Genomic DNA, 14,319 nt, shown 5'->3' with positions numbered 1-14,319 from the left:
TGCCCGGTTTTCCTTCGGTAGAAACCAACATGCAGGCTGGCAAGGACAAGGTCATCTCGTTCCACTACACCCTCACCGTGGACGGCCAGCAGGTCGAAAGCTCGGTCGAGGGCGGCGAACCGCTGTGGATCCTGCTGGGCCATGGCCAGCTGATCCCGGGTATGGAAGCCGGCCTGGAAGGCAAGTCGGTCGGCGACAAGTTCGACCTCGAAATCTCCCCGGAGCAGGGCTACGGTCCTCGCCAGGAAGGCCAGACCCAGCGCGTGCCGAAGAAGTACTTCCCGCAGCAGGGCAAGGGCCTCAAGGCCGGCGACACCACCATCCTCTCCCTGAAGGAAGGCGGCCAGCGCGTGGTGGTGGTGCAGAAGGTGGGTTCCAGCGTGGTCGATATCGACCTCAACCACCCGATGGCCGGCAAGACCCTCAACTTCAACATCGACGTGCAGACCGTGCGCGACGCCTCGGAAGAGGAAATCGCCCACGGCCATGCCCACCCGAAGGGCGACGGCGAGCACTGAGCTGTCAGTCTCCAGGGTTATAAAAAACGGCCGGGGAAACCCGGCCGTTTTTTTGTAGGAGCGCGCCTCGCGCGCGACCGGGTTGTCGCGATACCCCCACTTGTAGGAGCGCGCCTTGCGCGCGACCGGGTTGTCGCGATGATCGGTCGCGCGCAAGGCGCGCTCCTACATGGGTTCTCTGGCATGCCTTGGCTTTACGCCCATGACGAGCAGCCACAGCGTAAAGGCGATTTCCCCGAACTGGATCGGTGAGCAGATATCCGACAGTGGCGCTATCCATGCCGGCACCAGAAAGGCCACCACGCTTTGCACGAGGTAGGCCAGCCCGTTGACGAACAGCCAGGCGCCCAGCAGGCGCGGCAGGAAACCCGAGCGATAGACGAGGATCGCCAGCGGCAGCAGCCAGACACCCCAGAAGGCTTCCGAGGCGAACATCACCTGCGTATGCAGGCGCAGGAAGAAAAGGGCCAGCCCTTCGCGCTGGGCCTGGGTAAACGCATCCAGATAGGGCGGGGCGTGAACGAGCATGAGCGCCGCTGCGTCATTGGCGATATTGAAGAAATAGAGCGCAGCGGGAAGCACGCCACCCAGGACGACGAGCATGCCCGCCAGTTCCTCGTTTACGCCCCGCAGCAACCGGCGCAGGGCCAGCGTGATGAAGATCATCAGCATGCCGCAGGCCATGTCGGCCAGGATGCCCATGCGGAACAGGGTTTCGCTGGCGAGGATGTTGCGCGCGGTGGCGGCAGGATCACTGCCGACGATGAGGGTGTCGGGGATATAGAGCAGCCTTACCGGGGCGACGAGCACGAGCAGCAGGAACAACAGGCCGGCAATCCTGGCCTGTTTCGAAGAGGGCGGCATGTCGTATCCCTTCACATGGCAGTGCGCGGGAATTTGCGCTCAACCCATGACGCTGTTGTGTGCCGGAAGTAGGGGGCATTTCCGGCGTCGCGGCTGCGATTCATAAACGAACGGCGCCCAGTGGGCGCCGTCCTGACGTAGCGAAGCAGCGAAGGGGCTTACGCCACGGCCTTGCCGTTCACCGACACGTCCACGTCCACATTGCCGCGCGTGGCGTGCGAGTACGGGCAGACGTCGTGGTGGGCGGTCTTCACGATGTCCTGGGCCACGGCGTCGTCCACACCCGGCAGGCTCACTTCGAGCTTGACCTGGATGGCGAAGCCCGAGCCCTCGCGCGGACCGATACCCACGCTGCTGGCGACCGAGGCGCCGTCGACGTTCACCTTCTTCTGGCTTGCGACGAAGCGCACGGCGCCTTCGAAGCAGGCGGCGTAGCCGGCGGCGAAGAGCTGCTCCGGGTTGCTGCCGCCACCGGCGCCGCCCATTTCCTTCGGCAGGCGCAGCTGCAGGTCGATCAGGCCGTCGTCGCTCTTGACGTGACCTTCGCGACCACCGGCGACCTTGGCGTGGGCGGTGTAGACGATCTTCTGCACTTTCGAGAGGTTGCTCATGTCGTGATCCTTTGTCGTCAGGGGAAGAAGGCATCGGCGGCTGCCGGGCCATGGGGATATATAAGCACGCAATTAAATAGCGTGCAATCTAATTGGCACGCAAAACACTCGTCGTTGCCAACCATTCAGTTAAGGACGCGACGTCCGTAGACGAAGTTGTCCTTCCAGTAGGCGCCGTCGAGGGTGTCGAGTCGTACCGTACCGCCCGAGTTGGGCGCGTGAACGAAGCGGCCCTTGCCGACGTAGACGCCGACATGGGTGACGTGGCTGCGTCCGAAGAAAACGAGATCGCCGCTGGCGAGATCCGTTTCGCGGATCTTGGGCTTGTCGAGCGCGGCCATTTCCGCCGAGGTGCGCGGCAGACGCACGCCGGTGGACGTGAGGTAGATGTAATTGATGAGGCCGCTGCAATCGAAACCGCCCGCAGGGGTGTTTCCGCCCCAGCGATAAGGCGTGCCGACCAGGCCGATGGCGCGGAACAGCACATCGTTGGCCGCATCGGCCGGCGGGGCGAGGGCGGGCTTGGTCGACCAGTTCAGGTTCTTGGCCAGGGGCACGGCCGAAGCGGGGTTGTTGCGCTGGGAGGACGAGGGGCGATGCGGACTGCTGCCACACGCGGCCAGCAGCACCACGCCGGTGGCCAGGGCCAGGGTGCGGAGGTGGCGTAGCGGGTGGTGAGGCATCGTTGAGGCGCGCATCGGCGTTTCCCCTGTCAGGATCGGCACTGGGAGGTTATCAAATCAATGAGTTGCATGGAATACCTCGCAAAGCGCGCGAATTCAGCCTTCGGACAGGCCGCCAGCCGGGGTCCGGCCCGTTAAACTGGGCGGATGGATAGATCCCGAAGCGACGTACTGGTCATGGGCGGCGGCGTGATCGGCCTGGCCTGTGCGCTCTACCTGCTCAAGGCCGGTGCCTCCGTCCGCGTGCTCGAACAGGGGCTGCCCGGCAACGGCAGCTCCCATGGCAACTGCGGCACGATCACCCCCAGCCATGCGGGGCCCCTGACCATGCCGGGCATGGTGGGCACCGCCTTGCGTTCGCTGTTCCGGCGAGATGCGCCGCTCTATGTGAACCCGCGGCCGGACCCGGCTCGCGCGGCCTGGCTGATGGGCTTTGCCCGGCGTTGTACCTGGCGGGATTACCAGCAGGCCGGCGAGGCGCGTGGCGCCATCCTGGCGCGCTCCCGGGCACTGCTGGGCGACCTGATTGCCAACGATGGCCTGTCCTGCGAGTTCGAGGAGGTGGGCGAGCTTTACGCCTATCGCAGCCGGCGCACGATGGACGAGGATCGGGCGCACGTGGATCTGCTGCGTCGCCTTGGCATGGATGTCCGCGTGCTGGGGGCAGATGACGTGCTGGCCCAGGAGCCTGCACTGCGCGAAGGCGTGGTCGGTGGCCTGCTGCATCCGGGCGACGCGCGCCTGCGACCGGATCGTTACGTGGCCGAGCTGGCACGCCGGGTGAGGGAGCTGGGTGGTGCGATCGAGACGGGTGCCCGCGTGGACGAGTTTGTCTTCGATGGCCCACGTGTATCGCATGTGCGCACCACGGGTGGCGTGTTCAGCGGCGAGCGCGTAGTGATGGCGCTGGGTGCATGGTCGCCGCTGATCGGTCGCCTGCTCGACATCCGCCTGCCGATGCAGCCGGGCAAGGGTTATTCGCTCACGTGGGAGCAGCCGCCCGAGCGGCCGCCCCATCATTCGCTTGTGCTGCGCGATGCGGCCGTGTGCGTCACCCCGTGGGCGTCGGGTTATCGCCTGGGCAGCACGATGGAGTTTTCCGGTTTTGCCGAAGGCTTGAACGAGATCCGTCTCGGCGCGCTTCGTCGTGCGGCGGCCACGTACCTGCATGAGCCCGAAGGCCGGGGCGAGGTCACGCCGTGGTGGGGCTGGCGTCCGATGAGCGTGGACGAGGTGCCGATCATCGGGCCGAGTACGCGCTGGTCCAATCTCACCTATGCCACGGCGCACGGCATGCTGGGCATCAGCATGTCGGCGGCCACCGGAGAGCTGGTGGCCAGCCTGTTGGCCGGCCCTGCACCTGCGCTGGACCCGACGCCGTATTCGCCGGGGCGTTTCGGGCTTTGATTGTGGGTGGTTTGTGGGCGTCGCATTTACGAAACACACATCGTATTTGCTAGGGTGACAAGCATCCCCATTCCCCAGGAGCGATGCATGACCGTGGAAGCCTTCGACCTCATCGTGATCGGCGGCGGCTCAGGAGGCCTCGCCACCGCCATCCGGGCTTCGAAGCACGGCGCAAAAGTCGCGCTGCTCGAACCGAAGGATCTGGGCGGCACCTGCGTCAATGTCGGCTGCGTGCCGAAAAAAGCGATGTGGTACGCCGCGCAGATGGCCGAGGCGCAGTACATCGCGGCGGACTACGGTTTCACCGATCAGCCAGGCAAGCTCGACTGGCCGCGTTTCATCGAGCGTCGGCAGGCATACATCGAGCGCATCCACGTGAGCTACCAGCGCGCCCTCGACAACGGTCACATCACGCTAATTCGCGAAACCGGCCGTTTCCTTGCCCCGGGACACATCCAGGCCGGTGATCGCGAACTGAAGGCATCGCATGTCGTCATCGCCACCGGTTCGTCGGCCAATCGCCTCGACAAGCCCGGTTTCGACCTGGGCATGACATCGGATGGTTTCTTCGATCTCAGGGACTGTCCGCGCCGCACCGCCATCGTCGGCGGCGGCTACATCGCCGTGGAGCTGGCAGGCGTGCTGCGCGCGCTCGGCAGCGACGTGGACATGTACGTGCGGGGCCGCCTCATGGGTGGCTTCGACGAAGAGATGGCCTACGGCCTCGGCGACGAGATGCGCCAGCACGGCATCCGCATCCACTACACCTGCGAGATCGACGCCGTGCACGAGAAGGACGGCGTGTTGCTGCTCGACTGCAATCGTGGCGATCATCCCGGCCCGTACGACGCATTGATCTGGGCCGTCGGGCGCCACGCCAATACGGCGTCGCTGGATATCGGGCGCATCGGCCTGGTCACCGACGAGAACGGTCATGTCCTCATCGACGACTGGCAGAACACCAATGTTCCGGGTGTCTACGCGGTGGGCGACGTGACCCAGCGCCTGGCGCTCACGCCGGTAGCCGTCTCGGCGGGGCGCAAGCTGGCGGACCGGCTTTTCGGCGGCAAGAAGGACGCAAAGCTCGACTACGACAACATCCCCAGCGTGGTCTATTCACATCCGCCGCTGGGCACCTGTGGCATGTCGGAAGAGCAGGCACGGGAGCGCTACGGCGCCGACGTGCACCTGTATAAACAATCATTCGTGCCCATGCAGCTTGCGCTGGCGCAGCGGCCCATCACCGCCCGCTTCAAGCTCATCTGCGTGGGCGAGGACTCGCGCATCGTCGGCATGCAGATGCTGGGGCCGGGGGTGGACGAGATGCTCCAGGGCTTCGCCGTGGCGATCAAGATGGGCGCACGAAAATCCGACCTGGACGCCACCATCGCCATTCATCCGACGTCGGCAGAGGAAATGGTGCTGCTGGGCGATCGCGTCCCCGGTTGAGGAGTAAAATGGCCGCCATGGACTCCTATACCCTTCATCGCGGCACCGCGCCGCTCCTGGTCAGCCTGCCGCACAACGGCAGCTTCATTCCCAAGGATATCGAGGCGCGGATGAAGCGCCCGGCACGCCGGTCGGCGGACACCGACTGGCACGTCAAGGAACTCTATGCCGTCGCGAAGGGGCTGGGTGCCAGCATCCTCGTGCCGGTGGCGTCGCGCTATGTGATCGATCTCAATCGCCCTTCGGACGGGCATGCGCTGTATCCGGGCCGCAAGGAGACCGGGCTGGTGCCGACGATCCAGTTCGACGGCAGCGATATCTACCGCCCGGGTGCAGAGCCGGATGCGGAAGAAATTGCCGAGCGCGTGAAGCAGTGGTGGAAGCCTTACCACTCGGCGCTGTTCGATGAACTGCGGCGCCTGCGCAAGAAGCACGGCCGGGCGGTGCTGTGGGAAGGCCACTCCATCCGCAGTCATGTACCGATGCTGTTCGATGGCCGGCTGCCTGATTTCAACCTCGGCACGGCCGATGGAGCCAGCTGCTCGTCGGCGCTGCAGGAGCGCCTGACGACCTTGCTGGGCGAGCAGAACGACTACTCGTGGGTGGCCAACGGCCGCTTCAAGGGCGGCTACATCACGCGACACTATGGCAAGCCCGAAGATGGCATCGATGCCGTGCAGCTGGAGCTGTCCCAGATCAACTACATGGACGAAGACAGCTTCGACTACCTGCCGAAAAAAGCGGCACGCGTACAGGTGCTGATCGAAGCCCTCCTGAAAACCTGCCTCCTGTAGGAGCGCGCCTTGCGCGCGACCGGGCAGAGGGGTGAGCAGCCGCTTCGTAGCGGTCGCGCGCAGGCGCGCTCCTACAGGGGCAGCGTGTGTAGAGGTGCTGCACAAGGCCTGCTTTCTGTAGGAGCGCGCCTTGCGCGCGACCGGGGCAGGGGGGAGTCGCCGCTTCGTAGCGGTCGCGCGCAGGCGCGCTCCTACAGGGGCCGCGTGTGTAGAGGTGCTGCACGAGCCCTGCTTTCTGTAGGAGCGCGCCTTGCGCGCGACCGGGGCAGGGGGGTGAGTCGCCGCTTCGTAGCGGTCGCGCGCAGGCGCGCTCCTACAGGGGCCGCGTGTGTAGAGGTGCTGCACGAGGCCTGCTTTCTGTAGGAGCGCGCCTTGCGCGCGACCGGGGCAGGGGGTGAGCAGCCGCTTCGTAGCGGTCGCACGCAGGCGCGCTCCTACAGGGGCAGCGTTTGTAGAGGTGCTGCACGAGGCCTGCTTTCTGTAGGAGCGCGCCTTGCGCGCGACCGGGGCAGAGGGGTGAGCCGCCGCTTCGTAGCGGTCGCGCGCAGGCGCACTCCTACAGGGGGAGGGCGGCGATGCACTTCAGTTCGATGGCGATGGGGGTTGGCAGGGCGTTGACTTCCACCGTTGTCCGGCAGGCGTCCACGCCCTTGAACGCTTCGGCATAGAGCCGGTTGTAGGTGGCGAAATCGCGCTGCATGTCGGTGAGGAACACCGTGATGTCCACGAGATCCTCCCAGCGCGCACCGCTTGCCTCAAGCACTGCGCGCACGTTGGCGAACACCTGGTGGCACTGCGCTTCGATGTCGTAGGCGATGAGATGGCCGTGGATATCGGTGACGTTGCCGGGAATGCCATTGCTTCCCGGCATGCGCGGGCCGACGCCGGACAGGAACAGCAGGTTGCCGACGCGACGGGCGTGCGGGTACGCGCCGACGGGAGGCGGCGCACGGTCGGCATGGATGATGTCATTGGCCATGGCTGATGCAGACATTCCTGGCTTCGGTGAAGAAACGAAGGGCCTCGAAGCCGCCTTCGCGGCCGACGCCCGACTGCTTGACGCCCCCGAACGGCGTACGCAGGTCGCGAAGCATCCAGCAGTTGACCCATATGATGCCGAATTCAAGTGTTGCCGCGAGGCGATGAGCGCGTGACAGGTTGCTCGTCCACACCGAGGCGGCCAGTCCGTAAGGGGTGCCATTGGCGATGGCCAGCGCCTCGGCCTCGTCATCGAACGGAATCAGGGTGACAACCGGGCCGAAGATCTCTTCCTGGTTCGTGGCCGCTCCCGAGGGAAGGCCTTCGATCACGGTGGGCTCGACGAACCAGCCATCGGCGCAACGGCCATCGACGAGGACCCGGCCGCCGCCGGTGAGGATCGTGCCGCCTTCGGCACGCGCGCGTTCGATGCAGCCGGTGACCTTCTCGAAATGCGCACGGGACACCAAGGCACCCAGATCGCTTCCCGGCACGGACGGATCGCCGACACGCAGTGCGCGGACACGCTCCAGGTAAGCCTCGCGGAAGCGCTGGTAGATGCCGCGCTGGACGAGCAGCCGCGATCCACACAGGCAGATTTCGCCCTGGTTGGCGAAGCCCGAACGGACGATGGTGGCCATCGACGTGTCGGTGAAGTCGAAATCGTCGAAGACGATGGCCGGGTTCTTGCCGCCCAGTTCCAGCGACACCTTTTTCAGTCGTGGCGCCGCGGCGCTGGCGATCGCCACGCCAGTGCGCGTGCTGCCCGTAAAGGAGATGGCCTTGACGCTGTCATGCGTGACGATGGCCTCGCCCACGGCAGGCCCCGTGCCATGCACGATGTTGAACACCCCCGGGGGAAAGCCCGCCTCAGCCACCAGGGTGCCGAGCAGCCACGCCGTGTACGGCGTGATTTCCGAGGGTTTGGACACCACCGTGTTGCCCGCAGCGAGCGCGGGGGCGACCTTCCACGTGAAAAGGTACAACGGCAGGTTCCACGGGCTGATACAGCCCACCACGCCAAGCGGCAGGCGCAGCGTGTAATTGATCGCGCCTTGTTCCATGGCATGCGACTCGCCATGCCACTGGCCGATGGCTGCCGCGAAGAAGCGCAGATTGGCAATGGCACGGGGAATGTCGAGCGAGCGGGCGAGGGCGAGCGGCTTGCCGCTGTCCTGCGATTCGGCGGCAGCGAACGTATCGAGGCGGCTTTCAACAAGATCGGCCAGCCGATAAAGGCAGCGCGCGCGATCCTCGGCGGGCATGGCAGCCCAGCCTGTAGCAGCTTGCGTCGCGGCGGCCACGGCGTCGGCGACGTCGTCGGCATCCGAGTCCGGGCACCGGGCGTAGGCTCTCCCGATGGCCGGATCGACGATGTCGAGATAACGGCCGCCGCGCGGTGTGCGTGCCTGGCCGTCGATGAGGTTGGCGAGCACGAGCATGCGAGGCGTCCTTCAGTTCAGGCTGCGGGTTCGGCCACCATCCACCGCGATGCTGGTGCCGTTGATGTAGCCGGCGGCGGGGCTGGCGAGGAAGGCGAGCAGGGCGGCGACTTCGGCCGGATCGCCGAAACGCGCTGCCGGCACGCTTGCCAGCAGGCCGCGCTCCACTTCGTCACGCGTGCGTCCCGACTTCACGCTGGCTTCCACCAGGGACTCCAGGCGGTCGGTACGGGTGTAGCCGGGCAGCACGTTGTTGACGGTGATGCCGTCTGCCGCGACCTCACCCGACAGTGATTTCGCCCAGCCGGCGACGGCTGCGCGGATCGTGTTGGAGACACCGAGATTGGGAATCGGCTCTTTCACCGAGGTGGAAATCACGTTGAGCACGCGGCCGTAATGCGCATGGCGCATGCCCGGCAGGCAGGCGCTCGTGACGACCTGTGCGGCGACCAGATGCTGGCGGAACACGTTGAGGAAGGCATTCGGCTCGGCGTTCCACAGCGGACCACCCGGAGGGCCGCCGCTGTTGTTCACCACGATGTGCACGGCGTGATCCTTCACTACGCCGGCCACGACGGCAGCGAGTGCGTCGGTGTCGAGCATGTCGGCAGTGACGTGGTCATGCTGCTGGCCAGCGTGCGTGGCAGGCAGCTCCGCTGCCAGTGCCTTGAGCGCGTCGGCCGAGCGGGAGAGCAGGGTGACACTGGCACCGAGTTGCGCAAGCTCGAAGGCGGTGGCGCGACCGATGCCCTGCGATGCGCCGCAAACGAGCGCGTGACGACCGATGAGGCGAAGATCCATGCGAACTCCCTCGGTAGAAGGGCGTCTTCAGCCCTGTTTTATGGCCCACCACTGTAGTGCCATGGCGGCGAGCCAGCACGGCCATGCAAGCCACGGGGTGCGCCGCCACCAACCCTGCCAGCGCGTGAGCGCCGTGTCGTTGAACAGGGCCGGGGCGTCCGAGCGTAGCACGCGACGGATGCGCAGCCAGTTGGCCAGCCCGTTCGGACGACCGGTGTCGGCCTCGATGATGGTTTTCCACTGATCGGGATAGTGCTTGCGCAGGCGCGCGGCGAAACGCCACTGCGCGATCAGGTGCAGCACGAAGAAGGCGATGGCTCCCAGCAGGAGCAGGAGGTACAGGATGACCGTGGTCTGCATGGCTGGATCAGCCGCCCTTCTCTTTCTTTTGCTTGTCGTCGCCGAGCAGGTCGGTGCTGACGACGTCGCGAAGCGTGGAGATCACGCCATTGCCCTGCGGTGCCTTGGAGCACACCGCGTTGCCGATGGCCTTCTTGTAGGTGTCGTTCTGCATGCCCAGGAACAGCACGCCGTCGGGACCATGCTGGATCTTGAAGCTGCCGGCCGAGTTCATCTTCACCGGCGCCTCGGCCGAGAAGGTGGTGGGCGACTGCTCCCAGTAGGTCTGGCTTTTCTGCTGCTTGGTGGAGGAATACACCACCAGGTAGCGGGCTTTCTCGTCATCCACCTTGAACTTGCCGAACGCGCCGGTTGTTTCGCTGGTCCAGCCGATGTATTCGCACAGCTGGATGTCTTCGGAATGCAGCGGCTGGAAAGCGTCGTCCAGAAGTACCAGGGTGGGCGCGAACAGGTAGCTGGAGCTGAGCCAGCGGCCATTGAGCTCGGACTTCATCGCAATGGTGTACGGCAGCTGCGCACCCTGCGGAAGGCGAAAGGCCAGGAAGTAGCTGCGGTCGCCGTTGAGATTGGCGACCGGGCTGTCCTTGCTGAGTTCGAAGCGCTGCGGCTGCCACGGCAGCATGTCCTGGTAGGACAGGTCGGCGAAGCTGCCGCAGCAGGGCGAGGCGTCGTCCAGCGTCTTGCGCGCCTCGTTGATGCTGCTGCTGGGATTCTCGGGCGGCCGGAAGTTCGGCGGCACGATGGTACGGCAGGCGCCCAGGGTGACCAGGGCGGCGGTGAGCAGGACAATACGGGGGGCGGAAGGGAGCATGGTCTCGTCTTGCGAACTCAGAATTCGGCACTCCCTGCCGCACGGGGATACGGGATGGCGTCGCGGATGTTGGCCAGGCCGCAGACGTATACCAGCAGGCGCTCGAAGCCCAGGCCGAAGCCGGCATGGGGCACGGTGCCATAACGGCGCAGGTCGCGGTACCAGTCGTAGGTCTGCTTGTCGAGGTGGAACTGGTCCATGCGGCGGTCGAGGTAGTCCAGGCGCTCCTCGCGCTGGGCACCGCCGATGATCTCGCCAATGCCCGGGGCCAGCACGTCCATGGCGGCCACGGTCTTGCCGTCGTCGTTGAGCCGCATGTAGAACGCCTTGATCTCCTCGGGGTAGTTCATCACGACCACGGGACGGCCCACATGTTCCTCGGCGAGGTAACGTTCGTGCTCGGTCTGGAGGTCGACACCCCAGGCGACGGCGTGCTCGAACTTCTTGCCCGACTTCTGCAGGATCGTGATGGCATCGGTGTAGTCGATGCGCTCGAACGGCTGGGCGATGAAGTTTTCCAGGCGGGCGATGGCGCCCGGCATCACGCGCTCGTCGAAGAACGCCATGTCGTCCGCGCGCTCATCGAGCACGGCCTTGAAGATGCCCTTCAGGAACAGCTCGGCCAAGTCGGCGATGTCGTTGAGGTCGGCGAAGGCCACCTCGGGCTCCACCATCCAGAACTCGGCCAGGTGGCGGGTGGTGTTGGAGTTTTCGGCGCGGAACGTGGGGCCGAAGGTGTACACCTTGCTCATCGCCATGGCATAGCCTTCGACGTTGAGCTGGCCCGACACGGTGAGGAAGGCCTCGCGACCGAAGAAGTCTTTCTTCCAGTCGATGCCGCCCTTGTCGTCACGCGGCAGGTTGGCGAGGTCGAGGGTGGACAGGCGGAACATGTCGCCCGCGCCTTCGGCATCGGAGGTGGTGATGATCGGGGTGTTGATCCAGAAGAAGCCCTGCTCGGTGAGGATGCGGTGGATAGCCGTCATCATCGTGTGGCGCACGCGGGTCACAGCGCCGAACAGGTTGGTGCGCGGGCGCAGGTGGGCGACCTCGCGCAGGAATTCCATGGAGTGCTGCTTGGGCTGGATAGGATAGGTGAGCGGGTTCTCGACGAAACCGGTGACCTCGAGCTTCGTGGCCTGGATCTCGAAGGCCTGGCCCTTGCCCTGCGAGGGCACCAGCTTGCCGGTGGCGATGACGCCTGCGCCGGCCGAGAGGTGCTTCACCTCGGTCTCATAGTTGGAGAGATCGGCGGTGGCAACCACCTGGATGGGGGCGAAGCACGAGCCGTCGCTCACATTAACGAAGGACAGGCCACCCTTGGACTCGCGCAGGGTGCGGACCCAGCCGCGCACCGTGACTTCCTGATCCGCCGCGGCCGTGCCGCCGGCGAGGGCCTGCTTGACGCTTACCACCGTCATCGATTGAAACTCCAGAAGGGGCGCCCTACATAGGCGCATATGAGCCGACCCGGCATGATAGTGTAATGGTCGGTTGAACGGCACCGTCCGCCGTCTGTACCACGCCCGGAATATGCTTTCATGACCATCCAGATCACCCCCGCCGCCTCCGACCGCATGCGCTCCTTCCTCGCGAAGGCCCCCGAGGCGGTGGGCGTGCGTTTTTCGGTGAAGCGGATGGGCTGCTCGGGTTTCGGCTACGTGGTGGACCTGGCCGGCGCCATCGCTGATGACGATGCGGTGCTGGATCTCGACGGCGTGCGTGTCGTGGTCGACCCCAAGAGCCTGCCTCTGGTTGACGGCACGGTCATCGATTTCGAGCGCCAGGGCCTCAACGCCTCGTTCGTCTTCCACAATCCCAACGCCACGGGCGAATGCGGCTGCGGCGAGTCCTTCACGGTCGCCTGATTCCCCCGGTCGCCGGCCCCTGTAGGAGCGCGCCTTGCGCGCGACCGGGGCTGCGGTGGATTCCGGGTATCTGCAACACCGGTCGCGCGCAAGGCGCGCTCCTACAGAAGTAGACAGGCGTTGAGGCAAGGCTTGCCGTAAGCCCCCGTTTCTCCTTACAATGCGCGGCTACCTCTCCATCCGGAGGGGTTTCTTGCCTCACCGGTCACACCCGGGAGGCTGCCATCCCCGAGAGGGGTGCATCCACAAGGAGCCACCATGCGTCATTATGAAGTCGTGTTCCTGGTCCACCCGGACCAGAGCGAACAGGTGCCCGCCATGATCGAGCGTTACAAGACGCTCATCGAAGGCGACAGCGGCAAGATCCACCGTCTCGAAGACTGGGGCCGCCGCCAGCTGGCCTATCCGATCGAGAACCTCGCCAAGGCTCACTACGTGATGCTGAACATCGAGGTTTCCCAGAATGTCCTGAACGAGCTCGAGACGGGTTTCCGTTTCAACGACGCCGTTCTGCGTCACCTGGTCATCCGTCGCGACGAAGCCGACACCGAGCAGTCCTTCATCCTCAAGAGCAAGGAAAAGGACGAGCAGAAGGGTTCGCGTCGCCGTGACGACGATAGCCGCGACAGCGCTGACAACGACAACGATCGCGACAGCGACGACTAATCCGGGGATCTGAAGCCATGTCCAAGTTTTTCCGTCGCCGCAAGTTCTGCCGTTTCACCGCTGAAGGCGTGAAAGAGATCGATTACAAGGATCTCAACACCCTGCGTCAGTACATCACTGAAAACGGCAAGATCGTCCCGAGCCGCATCACCGGTACCAAGGCCCGTTACCAGCGTCAGCTGGCGACCGCTATCAAGCGCGCCCGTTACCTGTCGCTGCTGCCGTACACCGACAACCACGACGTCTGATCCCGTGAAGCACCTGCCGCAAGGTCAGGGGCTTCATCTCAGGCATTTTCGGACAACCGTCCTGGCTGCGCGGGGCCACTCCCGTGCTAACGAAAGAATAGGAATATCCCATGGAACTCATTCTCCTCGAGAAGGTGAAGAACCTCGGCAACCTCGGCGACAAGGTCACTGTCAAGCCGGGTTACGGTCGTAACTTCCTCCTCCCGACCGGCAAGGCCGCTCGCGCCAACGCCGAGAACATCGCTGCGTTCGAAGCCCGTCGCGCCGAATACGAAGCCAAGGCCAAGGAGCAGCTCTCCGGTGCCGAGGGTCGTGCGGCCAAGCTCGAAGGCGTGGAAGTGACGATCGCCGTGAACGCTTCGCCGGAAGGCAAGCTGTTCGGCTCGGTCACCCCGCGTGATATCGCCGAAGCCCTCACCGCGCAGGGTCAGGAAGTCGACAAGAGCGAAGTCATCCAGAGCGAAGGCCCGTTCCGCAATGTCGGCGAGTTCGAAGTCGTCGTCAGCCTGCACGCCGACGTGCAGCAGACGGTCAAGGTCAAGGTCGTCGGCGCGTAAGCACCGCACCACCGCTGATCCTGAGACGGGCGCCCTGGTGGCGCCCGTTTTCTTTGATGGGTGAGGGAAGCCGTCGTTCCAGCGAAAGCTGGACCCCAACGCGGTGCAATCGGTTGTGGCGGCAACCCACCCGAAGCCGTCGTTCCAGCGAAAGCTGGAACCCAGCGCGGTGCAATCGGTTGTCGCGACAGTCCGCCCTGCGTGAAAGCCGATGTAGCGCGTTCGCTGTACTGGTGAACCGGGGCGCTGGGTTCCTGTTTTC

The 14,319-nt window shown here is 65.1% G+C and carries 17 protein-coding genes; 8 read left to right on the top strand and 9 right to left on the bottom strand.

All coding sequences use genetic code 11. From position 1 onward, the window contains the following. Positions 1-29 precede the first annotated feature (29 nt). Positions 30-518: an FKBP-type peptidyl-prolyl cis-trans isomerase gene (locus HBF25_RS05630; RefSeq protein ID WP_166947322.1), complete on the top strand. Its 489-nt coding sequence runs from the start codon at positions 30-32 to the stop codon at positions 516-518. Between the two features lie 165 nt (positions 519-683). On the opposite strand, the gene HBF25_RS05625 is transcribed toward HBF25_RS05630, so the two are convergent. The 3 genes from HBF25_RS05625 to HBF25_RS05615 form a co-directional block, all read right to left on the bottom strand. Next, positions 684-1,382, bottom strand: a complete 699-nt coding sequence (locus HBF25_RS05625; RefSeq protein ID WP_166946986.1) for a DUF4386 domain-containing protein — start codon at positions 1,380-1,382, stop codon at positions 684-686. 158 nt (positions 1,383-1,540) lie between these two features. Beyond that, on the bottom strand, positions 1,541-1,993 hold the full coding sequence (locus tag HBF25_RS05620; RefSeq protein WP_166946985.1) for an organic hydroperoxide resistance protein: 453 nt from the start codon (positions 1,991-1,993) through the stop codon (positions 1,541-1,543). Between the two features lie 125 nt (positions 1,994-2,118). After that, positions 2,119-2,691, bottom strand: a complete 573-nt coding sequence (locus HBF25_RS05615; RefSeq protein WP_243853094.1) for a C40 family peptidase — start codon at positions 2,689-2,691, stop codon at positions 2,119-2,121. A gap of 132 nt (positions 2,692-2,823) precedes the next feature. Here HBF25_RS05615 and HBF25_RS05610 point away from each other — a divergent pair, with 132 nt between their 5' ends. From HBF25_RS05610 to hutG, 3 genes are all read left to right on the top strand, one after another. Further along, positions 2,824-4,083: an NAD(P)/FAD-dependent oxidoreductase gene (locus HBF25_RS05610; RefSeq protein ID WP_166946984.1), complete on the top strand. Its 1,260-nt coding sequence runs from the start codon at positions 2,824-2,826 to the stop codon at positions 4,081-4,083. An 87-nt stretch (positions 4,084-4,170) separates the two neighbouring features. After that, on the top strand, positions 4,171-5,532 hold the full coding sequence (gene gorA / locus HBF25_RS05605; RefSeq protein WP_166946983.1) for a glutathione-disulfide reductase: 1,362 nt from the start codon (positions 4,171-4,173) through the stop codon (positions 5,530-5,532). A gap of 17 nt (positions 5,533-5,549) precedes the next feature. After that, positions 5,550-6,326: an N-formylglutamate deformylase gene (gene hutG / locus HBF25_RS05600; RefSeq protein ID WP_166946982.1), complete on the top strand. Its 777-nt coding sequence runs from the start codon at positions 5,550-5,552 to the stop codon at positions 6,324-6,326. A gap of 556 nt (positions 6,327-6,882) precedes the next feature. Here hutG and HBF25_RS05595 read toward each other — a convergent pair. Genes HBF25_RS05595 through asnS form a run of 6 tightly spaced genes read right to left on the bottom strand, consistent with a single transcriptional unit; the run spans position 6,883 to position 12,139 of the window. Next, positions 6,883-7,305: a RidA family protein gene (locus tag HBF25_RS05595; protein ID WP_166946981.1), complete on the bottom strand. Its 423-nt coding sequence runs from the start codon at positions 7,303-7,305 to the stop codon at positions 6,883-6,885. Next, complete coding sequence (locus HBF25_RS05590) at positions 7,295-8,746, bottom strand: aldehyde dehydrogenase (RefSeq protein ID WP_166946980.1); 1,452 nt, start codon at positions 8,744-8,746, stop codon at positions 7,295-7,297. Before HBF25_RS05590 ends, HBF25_RS05595 begins: the two co-directional genes overlap by 11 nt. A 12-nt stretch (positions 8,747-8,758) precedes the next feature. Further along, positions 8,759-9,547 carry an SDR family oxidoreductase gene (locus tag HBF25_RS05585; protein WP_166946979.1) on the bottom strand — a complete coding sequence of 263 codons (789 nt, stop codon included), beginning with the start codon at positions 9,545-9,547 and terminating at the stop codon, positions 8,759-8,761. Between the two features lie 27 nt (positions 9,548-9,574). Then, positions 9,575-9,907 carry a hypothetical protein gene (locus HBF25_RS05580; protein WP_166946978.1) on the bottom strand — a complete coding sequence of 111 codons (333 nt, stop codon included), beginning with the start codon at positions 9,905-9,907 and terminating at the stop codon, positions 9,575-9,577. Between the two features lie 7 nt (positions 9,908-9,914). Further along, positions 9,915-10,718 carry a MalM family protein gene (locus HBF25_RS05575; protein ID WP_166946977.1) on the bottom strand — a complete coding sequence of 268 codons (804 nt, stop codon included), beginning with the start codon at positions 10,716-10,718 and terminating at the stop codon, positions 9,915-9,917. A 17-nt stretch (positions 10,719-10,735) separates the two neighbouring features. Continuing rightward, positions 10,736-12,139, bottom strand: coding sequence for an asparagine--tRNA ligase (gene asnS, locus HBF25_RS05570; RefSeq protein WP_166946976.1), 1,404 nt, complete (start codon positions 12,137-12,139; stop codon positions 10,736-10,738). Between the two features lie 120 nt (positions 12,140-12,259). Between asnS and HBF25_RS05565 the strand changes: the two genes are divergently transcribed. From HBF25_RS05565 to rplI, 4 genes are all read left to right on the top strand, one after another. Then, positions 12,260-12,586, top strand: coding sequence for a HesB/IscA family protein (locus HBF25_RS05565; protein ID WP_166946975.1), 327 nt, complete (start codon positions 12,260-12,262; stop codon positions 12,584-12,586). Between the two features lie 258 nt (positions 12,587-12,844). Next, a complete protein-coding gene (gene rpsF, locus HBF25_RS05560; protein ID WP_166946974.1) occupies positions 12,845-13,252 on the top strand; it encodes a 30S ribosomal protein S6 in 408 nt (135 codons plus the stop codon). A 17-nt stretch (positions 13,253-13,269) separates the two neighbouring features. Then, positions 13,270-13,500 (top strand): 30S ribosomal protein S18, encoded by a 231-nt coding sequence (gene rpsR / locus HBF25_RS05555; RefSeq protein ID WP_166946973.1) that lies wholly within the window; start codon positions 13,270-13,272, stop codon positions 13,498-13,500. A 110-nt stretch (positions 13,501-13,610) separates the two neighbouring features. Then, positions 13,611-14,057 carry a 50S ribosomal protein L9 gene (gene rplI / locus HBF25_RS05550; RefSeq protein ID WP_166946972.1) on the top strand — a complete coding sequence of 149 codons (447 nt, stop codon included), beginning with the start codon at positions 13,611-13,613 and terminating at the stop codon, positions 14,055-14,057. Positions 14,058-14,319: the final 262 nt, after the last annotated feature.

The organism is Luteibacter anthropi (assembly GCF_011759365.1).
GTDB lineage: Bacteria > Pseudomonadota > Gammaproteobacteria > Xanthomonadales > Rhodanobacteraceae > Luteibacter > Luteibacter anthropi.
This window is presented reverse-complemented; position numbering and strand designations above follow the sequence as displayed.

Bases quoted from the DNA above. Each gene is read 5' to 3' on its own strand.
- HBF25_RS05630 (WP_166947322.1), top strand. From the start codon at position 30: ATGCAGGCTGGCAAGGACAAGGTCATCTCGTTCCACTACACCCTCACC.
- HBF25_RS05625 (WP_166946986.1), bottom strand. From the start codon at position 1,382: ATGCCGCCCTCTTCGAAACAGGCCAGGATTGCCGGCCTGTTGTTCCTG.
- HBF25_RS05620 (WP_166946985.1), bottom strand. From the start codon at position 1,993: ATGAGCAACCTCTCGAAAGTGCAGAAGATCGTCTACACCGCCCACGCC.
- HBF25_RS05615 (WP_243853094.1), bottom strand. From the start codon at position 2,691: ATGCGCGCCTCAACGATGCCTCACCACCCGCTACGCCACCTCCGCACC.
- HBF25_RS05610 (WP_166946984.1), top strand. From the start codon at position 2,824: ATGGATAGATCCCGAAGCGACGTACTGGTCATGGGCGGCGGCGTGATC.
- gorA (WP_166946983.1), top strand. From the start codon at position 4,171: ATGACCGTGGAAGCCTTCGACCTCATCGTGATCGGCGGCGGCTCAGGA.
- hutG (WP_166946982.1), top strand. From the start codon at position 5,550: ATGGACTCCTATACCCTTCATCGCGGCACCGCGCCGCTCCTGGTCAGC.
- HBF25_RS05595 (WP_166946981.1), bottom strand. From the start codon at position 7,305: ATGGCCAATGACATCATCCATGCCGACCGTGCGCCGCCTCCCGTCGGC.
- HBF25_RS05590 (WP_166946980.1), bottom strand. From the start codon at position 8,746: ATGCTCGTGCTCGCCAACCTCATCGACGGCCAGGCACGCACACCGCGC.
- HBF25_RS05585 (WP_166946979.1), bottom strand. From the start codon at position 9,547: ATGGATCTTCGCCTCATCGGTCGTCACGCGCTCGTTTGCGGCGCATCG.
- HBF25_RS05580 (WP_166946978.1), bottom strand. From the start codon at position 9,907: ATGCAGACCACGGTCATCCTGTACCTCCTGCTCCTGCTGGGAGCCATC.
- HBF25_RS05575 (WP_166946977.1), bottom strand. From the start codon at position 10,718: ATGCTCCCTTCCGCCCCCCGTATTGTCCTGCTCACCGCCGCCCTGGTC.
- asnS (WP_166946976.1), bottom strand. From the start codon at position 12,139: ATGACGGTGGTAAGCGTCAAGCAGGCCCTCGCCGGCGGCACGGCCGCG.
- HBF25_RS05565 (WP_166946975.1), top strand. From the start codon at position 12,260: ATGACCATCCAGATCACCCCCGCCGCCTCCGACCGCATGCGCTCCTTC.
- rpsF (WP_166946974.1), top strand. From the start codon at position 12,845: ATGCGTCATTATGAAGTCGTGTTCCTGGTCCACCCGGACCAGAGCGAA.
- rpsR (WP_166946973.1), top strand. From the start codon at position 13,270: ATGTCCAAGTTTTTCCGTCGCCGCAAGTTCTGCCGTTTCACCGCTGAA.
- rplI (WP_166946972.1), top strand. From the start codon at position 13,611: ATGGAACTCATTCTCCTCGAGAAGGTGAAGAACCTCGGCAACCTCGGC.